General features: G+C 63.2%; 13 protein-coding genes. 7 read left to right on the top strand and 6 right to left on the bottom strand.

Annotated elements, in window-relative coordinates:
• Positions 1-170 precede the first annotated feature (170 nt).
• From pedH to AB5975_26280, 6 genes are all read left to right on the top strand, one after another.
• Positions 171-1,958 (top strand): PQQ-dependent alcohol dehydrogenase PedH, encoded by a 1,788-nt coding sequence (gene pedH / locus AB5975_26305; GenBank protein ID XDR19941.1) that lies wholly within the window; start codon positions 171-173, stop codon positions 1,956-1,958.
• 126 nt (positions 1,959-2,084) lie between these two features.
• Positions 2,085-3,605, top strand: coding sequence for an aldehyde dehydrogenase family protein (locus tag AB5975_26300; protein XDR19940.1), 1,521 nt, complete (start codon positions 2,085-2,087; stop codon positions 3,603-3,605).
• Positions 3,606-3,803: 198 nt separating this feature from the next.
• A complete protein-coding gene (gene pqqA, locus AB5975_26295; protein ID XDR23037.1) occupies positions 3,804-3,875 on the top strand; it encodes a pyrroloquinoline quinone precursor peptide PqqA in 72 nt (23 codons plus the stop codon).
• A 51-nt stretch (positions 3,876-3,926) separates the two neighbouring features.
• On the top strand, positions 3,927-4,199 hold the full coding sequence (gene pqqD, locus AB5975_26290; GenBank protein ID XDR19939.1) for a pyrroloquinoline quinone biosynthesis peptide chaperone PqqD: 273 nt from the start codon (positions 3,927-3,929) through the stop codon (positions 4,197-4,199).
• Between the two features lie 89 nt (positions 4,200-4,288).
• A complete protein-coding gene (gene ercA, locus AB5975_26285) occupies positions 4,289-5,452 on the top strand; it encodes an alcohol dehydrogenase-like regulatory protein ErcA (protein XDR19938.1) in 1,164 nt (387 codons plus the stop codon).
• Complete coding sequence (locus AB5975_26280) at positions 5,436-7,100, top strand: NahK/ErcS family hybrid sensor histidine kinase/response regulator (protein XDR19937.1); 1,665 nt, start codon at positions 5,436-5,438, stop codon at positions 7,098-7,100. Before ercA ends, AB5975_26280 begins: the two co-directional genes overlap by 17 nt.
• Before the next feature lie 35 nt (positions 7,101-7,135).
• Here AB5975_26280 and AB5975_26275 read toward each other — a convergent pair whose 3' ends face one another.
• From AB5975_26275 to AB5975_26260, 4 genes are all read right to left on the bottom strand, one after another.
• A complete protein-coding gene (locus AB5975_26275) occupies positions 7,136-7,435 on the bottom strand; it encodes a hypothetical protein (GenBank protein ID XDR19936.1) in 300 nt (99 codons plus the stop codon).
• A gap of 79 nt (positions 7,436-7,514) precedes the next feature.
• Positions 7,515-8,672 carry a 3'-5' exonuclease gene (locus AB5975_26270; protein ID XDR19935.1) on the bottom strand — a complete coding sequence of 386 codons (1,158 nt, stop codon included), beginning with the start codon at positions 8,670-8,672 and terminating at the stop codon, positions 7,515-7,517.
• Complete coding sequence (locus AB5975_26265; protein XDR19934.1) at positions 8,606-10,705, bottom strand: UvrD-helicase domain-containing protein; 2,100 nt, start codon at positions 10,703-10,705, stop codon at positions 8,606-8,608. The genes AB5975_26270 and AB5975_26265 overlap by 67 nt, the downstream gene beginning before the upstream one ends.
• 103 nt (positions 10,706-10,808) lie before the next feature.
• Positions 10,809-12,683 (bottom strand): PD-(D/E)XK nuclease family protein, encoded by a 1,875-nt coding sequence (locus tag AB5975_26260; protein ID XDR19933.1) that lies wholly within the window; start codon positions 12,681-12,683, stop codon positions 10,809-10,811.
• A gap of 125 nt (positions 12,684-12,808) precedes the next feature.
• On the opposite strand from AB5975_26260, the gene AB5975_26255 reads away from it, so the two are divergent.
• Entirely contained in the window at positions 12,809-13,255 is a 447-nt protein-coding gene (locus AB5975_26255; GenBank protein ID XDR19932.1) for a hypothetical protein, read from the top strand.
• Between the two features lie 249 nt (positions 13,256-13,504).
• Here AB5975_26255 and AB5975_26250 read toward each other — a convergent pair whose 3' ends face one another.
• Positions 13,505-14,155: a HEPN domain-containing protein gene (locus AB5975_26250; GenBank protein ID XDR19931.1), complete on the bottom strand. Its 651-nt coding sequence runs from the start codon at positions 14,153-14,155 to the stop codon at positions 13,505-13,507.
• A 151-nt stretch (positions 14,156-14,306) separates the two neighbouring features.
• Positions 14,307-15,329 carry a helix-turn-helix transcriptional regulator gene (locus AB5975_26245; GenBank protein XDR19930.1) on the bottom strand — a complete coding sequence of 341 codons (1,023 nt, stop codon included), beginning with the start codon at positions 15,327-15,329 and terminating at the stop codon, positions 14,307-14,309.
• Between the last annotated feature and the right edge of the window lie 33 nt (positions 15,330-15,362).

Here is a 15,362-nt window from a genome sequence, read left to right as displayed (position 1 = left end):
GCCGCGCGGGCGGCGCTCGATCTGTGCCCCCACGCAAATCCCAAGCCGATACCAAGGAACTAGAAATCTCCGCACTGCGGCCAATTGTTGGTAACCGGGTAGGCAACCAAGAATTCTCGGCACACCGGGAAATTTTCCCGGACACAACAATAAAGCCAAAGGTAGCCGTCATGACCCGATCCCCACGTCGCCCCTTGTTCGCCGTGAGCCTGGTGCTCAGCGCCATGCTGCTTGCCGGCGCGGCTCACGCCGCTGTCAGCAATGAAGAAATCCTCCAGGACCCGAAGAACCCGCAGCAGATCGTGACCAACGGCCTGGGCGTGCAGGGCCAGCGCTACAGCCCGCTGGACCTGCTCAATGCCAACAACGTCAAGGAACTGCGGCCGGTCTGGGCGTTCTCCTTCGGCGGTGAGAAGCAGCGCGGCCAGCAGGCCCAGCCGCTGATCAAGGACGGGGTGATGTACCTGACCGGCTCCTACTCGCGGGTGTTCGCCGTGGACGCCCGCACCGGCAAGAAGCTGTGGCAATACGATGCACGCCTGCCGGATGACATCCGCCCGTGCTGCGATGTGATCAACCGTGGCGTGGCGCTGTACGGCGACCTGGTGTTCTTCGGCACCCTCGACGCCAAGCTGGTGGCCTTGAACAAGGACACCGGCAAGGTGGTCTGGAGCAAGAAAGTGGCCGACCACAAGGAAGGCTACTCCATCAGCGCCGCGCCGATGATCGTCAACGGCAAGCTGATCACCGGCGTTGCCGGTGGTGAGTTCGGCGTGGTGGGCAAGATCCAGGCGTACAACCCGGAAAACGGCGAGCTGCTGTGGATGCGCCCCACCGTGGAAGGGCACATGGGTTATGTGTACAAGGATGGCAAGGCGATCGAAAACGGTATTTCTGGCGGTGAGGCGGGCAAGACCTGGCCTGGCGACCTGTGGAAGACCGGCGGTGCGGCGCCATGGCTGGGCGGGTACTACGACCCGGAAACCAACCTGATCCTGTTCGGCACTGGCAACCCTGCGCCGTGGAACTCGCACCTGCGCCCCGGCGACAACCTGTACTCCTCGTCGCGCCTGGCGCTGAACCCGGACGACGGCACCATCAAATGGCACTTCCAGAGCACGCCCCATGATGGCTGGGACTTCGACGGCGTCAATGAGCTGATCTCGTTCAACTACAAGGACGGCGGCAAGGAGGTCAAGGCTGCCGCCACGGCCGACCGCAACGGCTTCTTCTACGTGCTGGACCGCACCAACGGCAAGTTCATCCGCGGCTTCCCCTTCGTCGACAAGATCACCTGGGCCACCGGTTTGGACAAGGATGGCCGGCCTATCTACAACGACGCCAGCCGCCCAGGCGCGCCGGGTAGCGAGGCCAAGGGCAGCTCGGTGTTCGTCGCCCCGGCCTTCCTCGGTGCCAAGAACTGGATGCCGATGGCCTACAACAAGGACACCGGGCTGTTCTACGTGCCGTCCAACGAGTGGGGCATGGACATCTGGAACGAAGGCATCGCCTACAAGAAGGGCGCGGCGTTCCTCGGCGCCGGCTTCACCATCAAGCCGCTCAACGAAGACTACATCGGCGTGCTGCGCGCCATCGACCCCATCAGCGGCAAGGAAGTGTGGCGCCACAAGAACTACGCGCCGCTGTGGGGCGGGGTGCTGACCACCAAGGGCAACCTGGTGTTCACCGGCACGCCGGAAGGCTTCCTGCAGGCCTTCAATGCCAAGACTGGCGACAAGGTCTGGGAGTTCCAGACCGGCTCCGGCGTGCTCGGCTCGCCCGTGACCTGGGAAATGGACGGCGAACAATACGTTTCGGTGGTTTCCGGCTGGGGTGGTGCGGTGCCGCTGTGGGGCGGCGAAGTGGCCAAGCGGGTCAAGGACTTCAACCAGGGCGGCATGCTCTGGACCTTCAAACTGCCCAAACAGTTGCAGCAAACGGCAAGCGCTCAGCCATAACGCTGTAACCCTACTACCAAATGACGAGAGCCCCGCTGCCAACGATGCATTCGCCCGGCACGCGGGGCATTTTACCATCGGTCCATCGCCTGTCGTGGGACAGGCATCGACCCGCAGAGGCTCAGCATGATCTACGCACAACCCGGAACTCCAGGTGCCGTCGTGTCCTTCAAACCACGCTACGGCAACTTCATCAATGGCGAGTTCGTGCCGCCGCTGGCTGGCCAATACTTCACCAACAGTTCGCCGGTCAATGGCCAGCCGATTGCCGAATTCCCGCGCTCCACTGCCCAGGACATCGACCGCGCCCTGGACGCCGCGCATGCCGCCGCTCAAGCCTGGGGCAAGACCTCGGTGCAAGACCGCGCCCTGATGCTGCTGAAAATCGCCGACCGCATCGAACAGAACCTGGAAGTGCTGGCCGTCACCGAAAGCTGGGACAACGGCAAGGCCGTGCGCGAAACCTTGAATGCCGACGTGCCGCTGGCGGCGGACCACTTCCGTTACTTCGCCGGTTGCATCCGTGCCCAGGAAGGTGGTGCCGCCGAGATCAACGAAGGCACCGTGGCCTATCACATCCATGAGCCGTTGGGCGTGGTCGGGCAGATCATCCCGTGGAACTTCCCGCTGCTGATGGCCGCCTGGAAGCTTGCCCCGGCGCTGGCCGCCGGCAACTGCGTGGTGCTCAAGCCGGCTGAGCAAACGCCCCTGTCGATCACCATTTTCGCCGAGCTGATCGCCGATTTGTTACCGGCCGGTGTGCTGAACATCGTCCAGGGCTTTGGCCGCGAGGCTGGCGAGGCCCTGGCTACCAGCAAGCGCATTGCCAAGATCGCCTTCACCGGCTCCACCCCGGTGGGTTCGCACATCATGAAGTGCGCGGCCGAGAACATCATCCCGTCCACCGTCGAGCTGGGCGGCAAGTCGCCGAACATCTTCTTCGAAGACATCATGCAGGCCGAGCCCGCGTTCATCGAAAAGGCCGCCGAAGGCCTGGTGCTGGCGTTCTTCAACCAGGGCGAGGTATGCACCTGCCCGTCGCGGGCGCTGATCCAGGAATCGATCTACGAGCCGTTCATGGCCGAGGTGATGAAGAAAATCGCCAAGATCACACGTGGCAACCCGCTGGATACCGAGACCATGGTCGGTGCCCAGGCTTCCGAGCAACAGTACGACAAGATCCTTTCGTACCTGCAGGTTGCCAAGGAGGAGGGCGCGCAGCTGCTGACTGGCGGCAGTGCCGAGCGGCTGCAGGGCGACCTGGCAAGCGGTTACTACATCCAGCCGACCCTGTTGAAGGGCAACAACACGATGCGCGTGTTCCAGGAAGAAATCTTCGGCCCGGTGGTGGGCGTGACCACCTTCAAGGACGAAGCTGAAGCGCTGGCGATCGCCAACGACACCGAATTCGGCTTGGGCGCCGGTCTGTGGACCCGCGACATCAACCGCGCCTACCGCATGGGCCGGGGGATCAAGGCCGGGCGGGTATGGACCAACTGCTATCACCTGTATCCGGCGCATGCAGCGTTTGGTGGCTACAAGAAGTCGGGTGTTGGCCGTGAGACCCACAAGATGATGCTCGACCATTATCAGCAGACCAAGAACCTGCTGGTGAGCTACGACATCAACCCGTTGGGCTTCTTCTAAACCACGCCGCTTGCTTGGCGGGCACGCCCGCTCCCACAGGGACCGCACAACTGCAGGCCTGTGGGAGCGGGCGTGCCCGCGAAGAGGCCCCTACCAACGCACCCCGTAAGCTCGTTCCAAAGTAGCATTCGGCCCAGCCCGCCCCCGTGCATTAATGCTTCTACCGGAATTCTCCGGCACAAGAAGAGGACTTGCCCGATGTGGAATAAACCCGCTTACACCGACTTGCGCATTGGCTTCGAAGTGACGATGTATTTCGCCAATCGCTGATGCCTGCCCGGCCACCGCATCGGTGGCCGGGCCTTCAGTGCCGATGCCCCTGTGAAGCTGATCGATCGCGAGCACACACTGGCTTTGGGCAAAGGTTTCCGCCTGCACTGGGAGCCGCTGCAGGCTTGCCATGTGCTGCTGTACCCCGGAGGCATCATCGAGCTCAACGCCAGTGCCGGTTGGGTACTGGAGCTGCTGGACGGCCAGCGTAGCGTGGCTGCCATCATAGATCGCCTGGCAAGACGCTTCCCCAGCGCAGCAGGGCTCGAAGAGGACGTGCTGGCGTTCCTGGAGGTGGCCCGCGCCAAGGCCTGGGTCGAATGAACCGTGGCCCCGCTTTGGTCTGGTTGCTTTCGCGGCCGGATGCTTTACGCTGGCGGTTACCTTCCAGAACAATAAGAACAGGCTTTCCGATGAGCCAGAGTTTCAGCCCGCTTCGCAAGTTCGTATCGCCTGAAATCATCTTTGGTGCCGGTTGCCGGCACAATGTCGCCAATTACGCCAAGACCTTCGGTGCACGCAAGGTCCTGGTGGTCAGCGACCCCGGCGTGATCGCCGCCGGCTGGGTGGCGGATGTGGAGGCCAGCCTGCAGGCCCAGGGCATCGACTACTGCCTGTACACCGACGTGTCTCCCAACCCTCGAGTCGAAGAGGTAATGCTCGGCGCCGAGATCTACCGGCAGAACCACTGTGACGTTATCGTCGCCGTTGGCGGCGGTAGCCCGATGGATTGCGGCAAAGCCATCGGCATCGTGGTCGCCCACGGGCGCAGCATCCTCGAGTTCGAAGGCGTGGATATGATCCGCGTGCCCAGCCCGCCACTGATCCTGATCCCGACCACCGCCGGCACCTCGGCGGACGTGTCGCAGTTCGTGATCATTTCCAACCAGCAGGAGCGCATGAAGTTCTCCATCGTCAGCAAGGCGGTGGTGCCGGACGTGTCGCTGATCGACCCGCAAACCACCCTGAGCATGGACCCGTTCCTGTCGGCCTGCACCGGCATCGATGCGCTGGTGCATGCCATCGAGGCCTTCGTCTCCACCGGCCATGGCCCGCTGACCGATCCCCATGCGCTGGAAGCCATGCGCCTGATCAATGGCAACCTGGTGGAGATGATTGCAAACCCCACCGATATTGCCCTGCGCGAGAAGATCATGCTCGGCAGCATGCAGGCGGGGCTGGCGTTCTCCAATGCGATTCTGGGCGCGGTGCATGCCATGTCGCACAGCCTGGGCGGGTTCCTCGACTTGCCCCATGGCTTGTGCAACGCGGTGCTGGTGGAGCACGTGGTGGCGTTCAACTACAGTTCGGCACCCGAGCGTTTCAAAGTGATTGCCGAGGTATTCGGCATCGACTGCCGTGGCCTCAACCATCGGCAAATCTGCGGCCGCCTGGTGGAGCACCTGATTGCCCTGAAGCACGCCATCGGCTTCCATGAAACCCTGGGGCTGCATGGGGTGCGTACTGCCGATATTCCGTTCCTGTCGCAACATGCGATGGATGACCCGTGCATCCTCACCAACCCCCGTGCGTCGAGCCAGCGTGATGTTGAGGTGGTCTATGGCGAGGCCCTCTGACGAGCAGCAACGGGCGCTGGCCGGGCTGCTGGGGCTGGGCGACCACTCGGCGCGCAAAAGCCACTACCCGGAACTTTCCGCCCGTCTGGACGAACTGGAGGCCGAACGCAACCGCTACAAGTGGCTGTTCGAAAACGCCGTGCACGGGATTTTCCAGGCCAGCCTGCAGGACGGCATGCGTGCCGCCAACCCGGCGCTGGCGCGCATGCTCGGTTACGACGACCCGCAAGCGGTATTGTTTTCCCTGACTGACTTGGCCGCACACCTGTTTGACGGCGGCACCGAGGAGTTGCAGGCCATTACCGCTATCCTCGCCCGCGAGCACAGCCTGCATGGCTACGAAACCCGTTTGCGGCGCAAGGACGGCAGCCACCTCGATGTGCTGATGAACCTGCTGCTCAAGCCCGGCCAGGAGGGCATAGTAGAGGGGTTTGTCGCCGACATCACCGAACGCAAACTGGCCCAGCAGCGCCTGCAACAGCTCAATGACGAACTGGAGCAGCGGGTTGCTGCGCGTACCGATGAATTACTGGAGGCGCGTGATGCCGCAGAGGCGGCCAACCGCAGCAAGGACAAATACCTCGCCGCCGCCAGCCATGACCTGCTGCAACCGCTGAACGCTGCGCGCCTGCTGATCTCCACCTTGCGCGAGCGGCCGTTGCCAGAGGCCGAGCATGTGTTGGTGGAGCGCACCCACCAGGCCCTGGAAGGCGCCGAAGACCTGCTGACCGACCTGCTGGACATTTCTCGGCTCGACCAGGCGGCGGTCAAGCCGGACGTAGCCGTGTACCGCTTGGATGAGCTGTTCGCGCCGCTGGTCTCGGAGTTCAGCTCGGTCGCCGATGCTGCAGGCCTGAAGCTGCATGCGCGCATAGCCGACTATGCCATCTGCACTGACCTGCGGTTGCTGACACGTATCCTGCGCAACTTCCTCAGCAACGCGTGCCGGTACACCGACCAGGGGCGGATCCTGCTCGGCGCGAGGCGCCGCGGCGGCCATTTGCGGCTGGAGGTGTGGGATTCCGGGCGGGGCATTGCGCAGGATCGGCTGCAGGCCATTTTTCTCGAATTCAACCAGCTGGACGTTGGCCGCGCGGCGGATCGCAAGGGCGTGGGCCTGGGGTTGGCGATCGTAGAACGGATCGCCAAGATTCTCGGCTATCGGATCGAAGTGCGTTCGTGGCCTGGGCGTGGCTCGATGTTCAGCATCGAAGTGCCGCTTGGTAAAGCGGCGCCCCTGGCCGCTCACCAGGCCGTGCCGCTGCCAAGCGTCGGCAACCCGCTGCCGGGCCGCCGCCTGTTGGTGCTGGACAATGAGGTGAGCATCCTTGAAAGCATGGGCGCGCTGCTAGGGCAGTGGGGCTGTGAAGTGGTAACCGCAACCGACCAGGAAGGCGCCTTGCAGGCCTTGCAAGAGCGCGCTCCAGAGCTGATCCTGGCGGATTTCCACCTGGACCATGGTGTGGTGGGCTGCGAGGTGGTCAGGCACTTGCGTGAGCACTTTGCCGCGCCGATACCGGCGGTGATCATCACCGCCGACCGCAGCGATCAATGCCGGCGGGCCTTGCACAAGCTTGGCGCACCATTGCTGAACAAACCGGTAAAACCGGGGAAGTTGCGCGCGGTGTTGAGCCAGTTGCTGGGGTAATTCGCTAAAGCCCCGGTGTGAGGTTGCAGTTACGGCTATTGATCGTCTGCGAGAACCTTGTAGGTACTGTGCGCCACGCGCAGGAATTTGGCGGCGGCGCCCTTGTTGACGTTGTAGCCGCCTGCGCCGCTGTGAGCGTCACGGGCATAGTTGGCGATGGTGGTGCCGATTGCTGTTCTCATGAAAAACTCGAAACCGATTCGATACTTTTCGACCAGCGCTGGCCCGTTCGGGCACATTACCCGGCGGTGCTCGGACGTGAGCTCTTGAAGCTCGAAAGTATCTCCCAGAGCGCCATTACGGGTTTCCAGGACAATGGATTCGTACAACGTCATGTTCTTTCCTTGGTAAATGGGGCGGCCTGCTCAGTCAGGCCGCCTGAGTCTATCTGCAAACCTTGCAAGTGGCTGGTTTTCAGAACACGCGAACGGCACCGGCAGCTACGGGCAAGAACAGCCAGGCCTCTGTCACCGGCTTGCCTGATGCGGCCTCCACAGCCTTGGCGTAGGCCTGCAACTGCCCCGCGTGCGTTGCCGCCAGCCGCTGCCATTGCGCCTCGGGTGCCGGGTTGGACTTGTGGTCGATCAACACCCAACCCTCTGGGGTGGCCAACAGCAGGTCAATGCGGCCATCCAGTACCTGGCCGGCATCCAGCAGTTGTTGTACCGGGTATTCAGCCTCCGCGTCGGCGTGGGGCCAGCGACTTGCAATCCAGGCATGCAAGGCCGTCACCTGGGCCAGTACCTGGCGGGCATCGACGTGTTCGAGTACGTCCAGGCCCCGCAGCAATCGGTTAACCTCGTCCTGGCTTATCGGGCGCTCCGGGTCGCTGAACGACAGGCCAAGGCTGGCATGAATCGCAGTGCCTACTGCGCTCATGTCCGGGTTGCCTTGCAAGGTGATGCGGCTACCGATACGGCAGGTTTCCTGTGCACCAGCAAGCGCGCTGGCCTGGGTGGCCGAAGGCTGCACCCCAAGTGGCAATCGAGGTGTAACGCTGTCGGGGGACGCAAACCAGTGCAGCTGGTTGGTGGTGGCTGTTGCAATGACTGGCGCACTGCCGGCGCCAAGCGTGCGATGCTCGACGCGCACGGTTGTTCCACTTTTCAGCTGCAATTCATGTGTGCCTGCTTCGGTCGTCAGCCATGGAGCCTGGACGCAATCTAGCCACGGCCCAGTCAACCGCCTGCTGGAACGAGCAATCACCAGAAAATCACGGGCGCGGGTCATGCTCACGTACAGCAGGCGCTTGGCTTCCTCGACAGCCTCATCGCGGCACGCCTTGGCAGCGGGGGTTTTGCCGATGGTGTCCGCCAGCGGCACGTTTTTCTGCTTGCCCAGTGGCCACGGCCAGTAACGGATAAAGCGGTCGCGCAATGGATCATTCGGGTCCAGGGCACTGTCGGATTGCGCCGAAACCGACCACAGCCGCTCGCCAACGTCCCGCGCCAGGTCCATCAGGATGACCACGGGCCACTCCAGGCCCTTACTGGCGTGGTGAGTCATCACCCGGACCGCATCCAGGGCCGGGGTTGCCAGCGCATCATTGCCCGCGCCGGCGGTTTGCCCCACCAGAGCACCAGCCCGGAAATCGATGCCGCCCCCAGCCCATTGCGACAGAGGTCTTGGTAGCGTTGCGCCAGTTCAAGCAACGCGTCCAGGTTGGCCAGGCGCTTCTGCGCCTGTGCCGGCGTGGTCGACCAGCCCGTTACGCAACGGGCCAAGTCGCATTCGGCGATCAAGCGCTGCAGCGCCTCGACCGGCGTCAGCAATGGCAGGTCGGCACGTAGCCGTGCCAGTTCGGCGACCAGCGGATGTGCTGCATGCGCATCGACTGTTTGTTCTCGCCATTGGCCTTGCGGGTGCCCGGCGTGCAGATAGTGCAAGCGCTCTGCAACCCAGCTTTCTGGTTCTTCGGCGCTGGTCATGGAGACGATCTGGGCGGTGGCCAGGGTATCCGTCGGGTCATTCAACCGGCGCAAGCAGGCCAGCGCCAGTGTCGCTTCTGGCGTTGCCAGCAGCCCGGGCTGGGCGGTGGAGCAGGGCAGGCCTGCGGCGGCCAGGGCCGCCGCTACCTTGGCCACATTGCTGTGGGAGTAGCAAAGCACGGTGATATCGCCAGCCTGCAGGTCACGGGCCTGCTGGGTGGTCTTGTCGAACACCTGGTAGCGGCTTTCGAGCAGTTGCCCTATCCCTTCGGCAAGTGCACAGGTCTGCTGCTCGGCATTGCTGCCATCGAGTATCCAGTTGGCAAAGGCGGGCCCGCCAAGCGGGTCCTGTCGAGTAGGCGTGAGCCGGACCTCGTCGGCGGACAGGCTGTTGCTGAACGCCTGGGTGAACACTTCGTTGGTCAACTCGACAAGCTCAGGGCGCGAGCGCCAGGATTTGGGCAATACCTCTTTGACCCCGCCCATGCCAGGCAAAGCGCCAAGGATGGCTTGCATCAAGGCGCAGTCGCTGCCACGAAAACCGTAGATCGCCTGTTTGATATCGCCTACCCAGTAAACCCGCTTGGCGATGCGGGCAAGCTTCAGGAAAATCGCCAACTGCATAGGGCTGGTGTCCTGGAACTCGTCAACCATGACCAGGTCCAGTTCTTGCTCCAGCACCTCGATGACCGCGGGGTTGTCCAGCAATCTGAGCAACGCATGTTCCTGGTCGGCGAAGTCCAGCACGCCCAGCTCGATCTTGTTACGGCTGTACAGTTGCAAGGCATCGATGGCGAGGTTGAATATCTGGTCCAGGTATTCCCTCAGATCGGCGTGCAGGCGCGGGTGCTCGGCATAGCGCTGTACCCTTTCGGTCACGCCGGCCACCAACGGTGTCAGCTTGGCTTCCGGTGCCGTTTTAGCCAGCTTTGCCCAGTCGCTCCAGCGGGCATTGCCTTGCTGCAGCTCACGCTGGAAGTCCTTGAGCAAGGTGATGTACGTTGCTGTCAGCTTGACTTTGCTGTTGGCGGCTTGCAGCAGTGCAAGCACATCGGGAAGGGTGCGCAGCAGCTCAGCGTCCAGATCGCTGCTGGTCACGCTGGGGAAGTGCGCAAGCAGGTCCTGGGCGTTACGCGCAGCGAAGTCGCGCGCGCGCTCAAGGTCAATGTCATTGCTGCGCAGCTGATCCAGCAGTCGGCGTAGTGCGTCTTGCCAGCTGTCACTCGGAAGGTCGCTCTGCTGCAGGGTAACCTCCAGCCCCAGGCGCCGACTGATGGCAAGGAACGCCTCCATGCGCGTACCGTCAAGGACGCTATCGACGGCCTGGTTGAGCAGCACCTTCGCCTGCTCTTCTTCCAGCACGCGCTGTTGCGGTGGCATGCCGGCTTCAAAGGCGAAGTGCTCGAGCAACTGGCCACACAGGCTGTTTACCGTACCGATGCGTGCCTGGCCCATAGCGCTGGCCAGGCCGACCTGCCCCTTGTCGAGCAGGTGGCTGCGCACGCGCTCGCGCAGCTCGGCAGCGGCTTTGCGGGTGAACGTGGTGGCGATGATGCCCTCTGGCTGCACCTGTTGGCTGGTCAGCTCCTGGTACAAAAGCTCCGTGAGCCGATAGGTCTTGCCGCTGCCAGCGCCAGCGCTGATGAACGTGATGCGCGGGTTGTCGGACATGCTCATTGCTCCCATCCAGCCAAGCTCAGGTAGTCGTTGTAGGCTTCTTTGAGGTATTCCATGGCCAGTGCATGCGCCGGTGGCTGGGAAGCCTCGTCCTCCTCGATGCCTACCAGTGCCAGCTCGAAGTGGCCATCGGCAAGCTGCCCTTGCCGCCATTTCCAGGCTTTGATGAAGGCCTGCCACAGCTCGCGGGTGTTGCCTGGGGGTTGGCAGGCACCTGTTGCGCGTCGGCGAACACGCGGTCGTCCGGTGTCAGCAAGCGTGCAGGCTCCAGAATGAAATACGCCACGGATGGCACCGAGCCGGTCTGCTGCTGCAGCAGTTCGGCATAGATCGCCAGTTGCAGATGGCGGTTGGCCTGAAGTTGGTCGGGGTACTTCTTGCCACCGGCCCACTTCATGTCGACGACCGCACGCAGTTCGTTTGCGGTGGTCACTACCAGGTCTGCCGAGCCTGCCAGCGCACCGCCCACGAAGGTGCCGGCCAGTGGCTGCTCAGTGGTGACAGCCACGACATTGGCCCGTGCGAAGTGGCTGCGCAGCTGGATCATTGCGCGACGTACGCGGTGGCGCAGTGTTGCCAGATCGGCGCCACGGCCGCGCATCAGCAGGACCGCCCCTTCCTCGAGCACCACCTGCTCGAAGTGCGTGGCGAACCAGGTATCGAACGCGTCAGTGGACATCGTCAGCGCGTCCGGCACGTTGAAAAAGCGCTCGGCCAGGCGGTGTGCGAGCGCGCCATTCAGTCGATAGCTGTCGCTCAAGCTGGGGCTGTTGCTGGCCTGGATCCTGGCACCGTACTGCAGCAGCCAGTGGTAAGGGTTGAACAGCAACAGGTTAAGGCTTGTATACGAAGCCTTCTCTGGCGCAGCCAGTGGGGTGCCGGCAGGCAGCTTCCACCAGCGTTTGCGTAGCGGCAGCGCGTGCAGGGTTTGTGCCTGGCACAACGGCCCTGGCGCGAGCATGAGGTCCTCCAATGCGTGCACGTGCGGCTGGCTGACGACCGTTTCGATCAACTGCCAGAGCGGGTGGGGCTCTTCCTGGGGCGGCGCCAGCACCAGTGTCAACTGCTGCCGTGCTGCCAGGACGGGACGCAGCCAGTCCTGGGCTGCCTGAGCCAGTTGCGCGGTGCTGTCGGGCAAGGCGACACCCAGGTCTGCCCATTGGCGGCTTTCAGCTCTGGACCACGGGGAGCGTGCCGGCAACGCCGGCATGGCCAGGTTCCACCATGTCACAGTGTCGGCCGGTTCGATGGCTGCACCCGGGCGAGTGACGGTCAGGTAGGCGCCGGCCTGTGCCGCCAGCAGCGGGTTGTCCGAACCGTTTGCAGTCGCTTGCTCGACAACCTGCTGCAACTGCCGTGGGCGCAGGAACTCGACACCTTGCTGCTCGAGGGCGGCCAGTGCCTGCAGCGCTGCCTGACATTGGCCATGGCCGGCCTGCGCTGCCTGGCGCTGTGCTGGGTCCTGGTGCCCCAGGCGCAGCTGAAAGAACGCTTGCAAGCGCTGAACGCGCACCTGCACTTCGTTCAGCGGAGCACCCGTGTCAGGGGAAAACGTGGGTGCTTCGAGCCAATGTTCGATAGACGTGCGAACACTTGGCGCGTCAGGGCCGTAGTACGCGCTGATGCGTTCGAGCAGCCTGTCCCATTCGGCCCCGACAATGCCGGGCATGCTGGATATCTTGGCTGCCAGCTGGCGGCGGGCAAACAGCCGAACGGGGTTGATCGGATGGGTCAGGAACTGCAGAAGCACCGGGTAATTCAGCGGTGCCCAGAGCAATTCCATCGTCAGCGGCAAGACTTGCAAGGCCGGCCGCAGAATGCTGCTGCCAGAAAGGCCATGCCGGGCCTGGTTCGCACCTGCCAGGTGGCTGTCCAGGCAGGCGCCGTCGGCAGTGGCCACCAGCAGCGTCTGCCGGCCTTGGGGCAATGTGCGGCTGAGCCAGGTAGCGGCCAGCGTTCGGGTCTGCGCCTGAACCACCCGGACGCTTCCGTCATCCTGCCAGGGCACGGGGGAGACGGGCGCGCCTGCAACACTGTCGCGCAACACCGCCTGCAACTGCCCGAGAAACCTGGTGCAGCACCCGACGGGTTAGGCAGCTGCGCGTGAGGCAGCCGTTGCAGCACCCGTTGCCAGGCCAGGGGGTACACCTCCCATGCATCGCTGAGGTACACGTTGGTAATGCAGGCGCGGCGAACGGCCAACGCTTCGGCAACCTGTTGCAGTCGTTGCCCGATGGACGGTGGCACGACCTCGCAAGCATCGGCTTCAACTTCGGCAAGGTCGTTGATCCGTTGGCTGGCAACTGCTTTTGCGCGTCCGTCCCAGCCGTGGAGGTACAAGTCGTCGCGCCAGGCCAGCAGCGTGGCTGCCACGCCCAGTTCGTCGGCGCTGAAGCTGGCGTGATAGAAGCGTCGCCCGTTATCGCACTGGGCCAGGCAGGCGCGGTACGCGGCTGCGCGCTGCGCTGCACATGGCCGCACGGCGAGCAGGCCCAGCTGGCCTTCGAGGATGTCCAGCAAACCTTGTGGCCCGACTGTCAGGGCGCCTAGCCGATTGCCGGGCTGTGTAGCCCGCTGACCGTCGAGTTGCATTCCGAACGTGATGAGCATTTCAGGCACTTTGGCGCTCCTTGTATCCAGCGCACCACTTGGGCAGCAGTGACGTTGGCCTGTGGGCAGGTTTGTTCCATTGTGTGAGCGGGGGGCGACAGCTTGTGTCGCAGCCAGCTTGTGCGCTGGCTGGCGGGCAATTGGCGCGATGGTGGCGTTGGCTGGACGTCAGGGCTCCGGGTCAGGAGGTCAGTCGCTGACCACCGGGTAGCAGGCGTCGCCCCAGAGGGTGTCGGGGTTGTCGAGCATAAGCAGGATGATCAAAGGGACCAGCTTGCCCAGCAGTTTGGTGCAGTCGCGCAGCTGTGTGCGATTGACGCTGCCGTTCCAGGTCGCACCGCCGTGCATCAGTTGATTGCGCAAGGTGTAGATGCGGTTGAACAGTACCCCCAGAACCTTGGCCGTATCACGTTCCGCCAGTGCGTGGTGGGCGGCGCGTTTGCCGTTGCGCAGGCGTTCTTCCCACTCGGCTTCGCTGATTTTGCCGTTCTGGAACTCCCAGAAGCTCTGGAACACATAGGGGTTGTCCAGCAATGCACGGATGCTGCCAGAAAACTCCGACCACACCAGTTTCTCGATGACATGCTCACTGTCCAGCACGCAGAGCTTGTGCAGGAAGGCCTTGAATGCCTCTTGTTCGGACAACCGATACTGCTCGTCGATATCCGTGGCGTAGGCGGCGTTGAAGGCGATCCACAGGAAAACGAAACGACCATCGACGTCGTCGGCCTGCTCGGCGCGCTGTAGCCAGCTCAGGGCCCGGTGTATACGAATCGCCAGGTTGGGGTGATGGGCGTCGCGTTCAATGCGCTGACGAGTCTTGAGCGACTGGTAGTCCATTGCGTTTGCTTCCTTGGCTTGGGGCAATGCTGGCTGGGAGGCCGTATTCGCGGGGCAGGGCCCATCAGGTAAGTTATGGCTATAGGCTATCACTCATTGCAGTCATGACTCTACTCGGTTACCGGGCTGTACCGCTTCGGGCACCAGGTGCTCAGGCCAGGCACTGTTCAGGCGCGTACGCGGCGGCGGCGCGGCGCAGCGTATCGCCGATCTGTTGGCGCAATTGTGCTGGCGCATGCACCACCACCGCGTCACCGAGCGACAACAGCCACCAGTGCAACTGCCAGGTATTGTTGACCGTTGCCTGAAGGCGGAAGCCTTGCTCCCACGGTTCGAGCGTCATGTCCGTGCTCAGTGGGGTTTCGCGAATCAGGCGTGCCTGGCGTTCGCTCACCCAAGCTTCCAGGCAGATCTTTTCGGGTTTGCCAAATTGCAGGGCATCCGTGGCGAGGTAGCTGTGCAATTCGAACGACTCCAGCCCCTGGCACGGCGAGTCGAGTACGGTCACCTCTCGGAAGCGGTGCACCGCGAATTGACGGACATCGGTGTAGGGCGCCGCCGTGGCGATGAGGTAAGTGATCAAGCCGCGCTGCACAATCGCCAGCGGGTTGAGTGTCAAGTCGCTTTGCTTGTCATTGTGCGCCGAATAGTACTGGCAGCGGATCTGCTGTTCGCTGATCAAGGCGTGCTGCAGGGCTTCAAGCGTTTCTGCATGAACCTGCGGCGCTTGCATGTTGAAGTCCGGCCGCACGCTGGCCACTTTGTCTGGCCAGCGGGCGGCTGGGTTGCCGTCGCCCAACCCCTTGAGCTTTTGCCGTGCGTGCTCGAAGCGTGGTTCCAGAACACTCAGCATGCTCCCTGGCAACAAGGGGCGAACGGCGTCCTCGACCAGCGCCAGGCTGACGGCTTCGGTCAACGTGATGCCTTGCAGCTCGACACTCACACCTGGCTTCCAGTACCAGCCCGATGGCGTTCCCCCTTCGTTGCGCTGCAACGGAAACACCAGGGAAAGGTCATGCAGATCGCGCTCGATGCTGCGTCTGCTGATGACGTAGCCCGCATCCGTCAGGCGGGCCAGCAGTTCAGTCACCGTGCTGCCGGGGGCGCGTTTTGGCAGCTGGCGCAGCAGCTCCCACTGGCGGCTCAGCGCGGTATGGGTCTTGGCTGAAGGCAAGAGAGTCATCCTTGTGGTGGCAGGGCTGGCTTA

Origin of the sequence: Pseudomonas putida (genome assembly GCA_041071465.1) — a bacterium.
In the GTDB taxonomy this organism is placed as follows: domain Bacteria; phylum Pseudomonadota; class Gammaproteobacteria; order Pseudomonadales; family Pseudomonadaceae; genus Aquipseudomonas; species Aquipseudomonas putida_P.
Note: the sequence above shows the minus strand (reverse complement) of the source record. Positions and strands in the feature narration are given on the sequence as shown.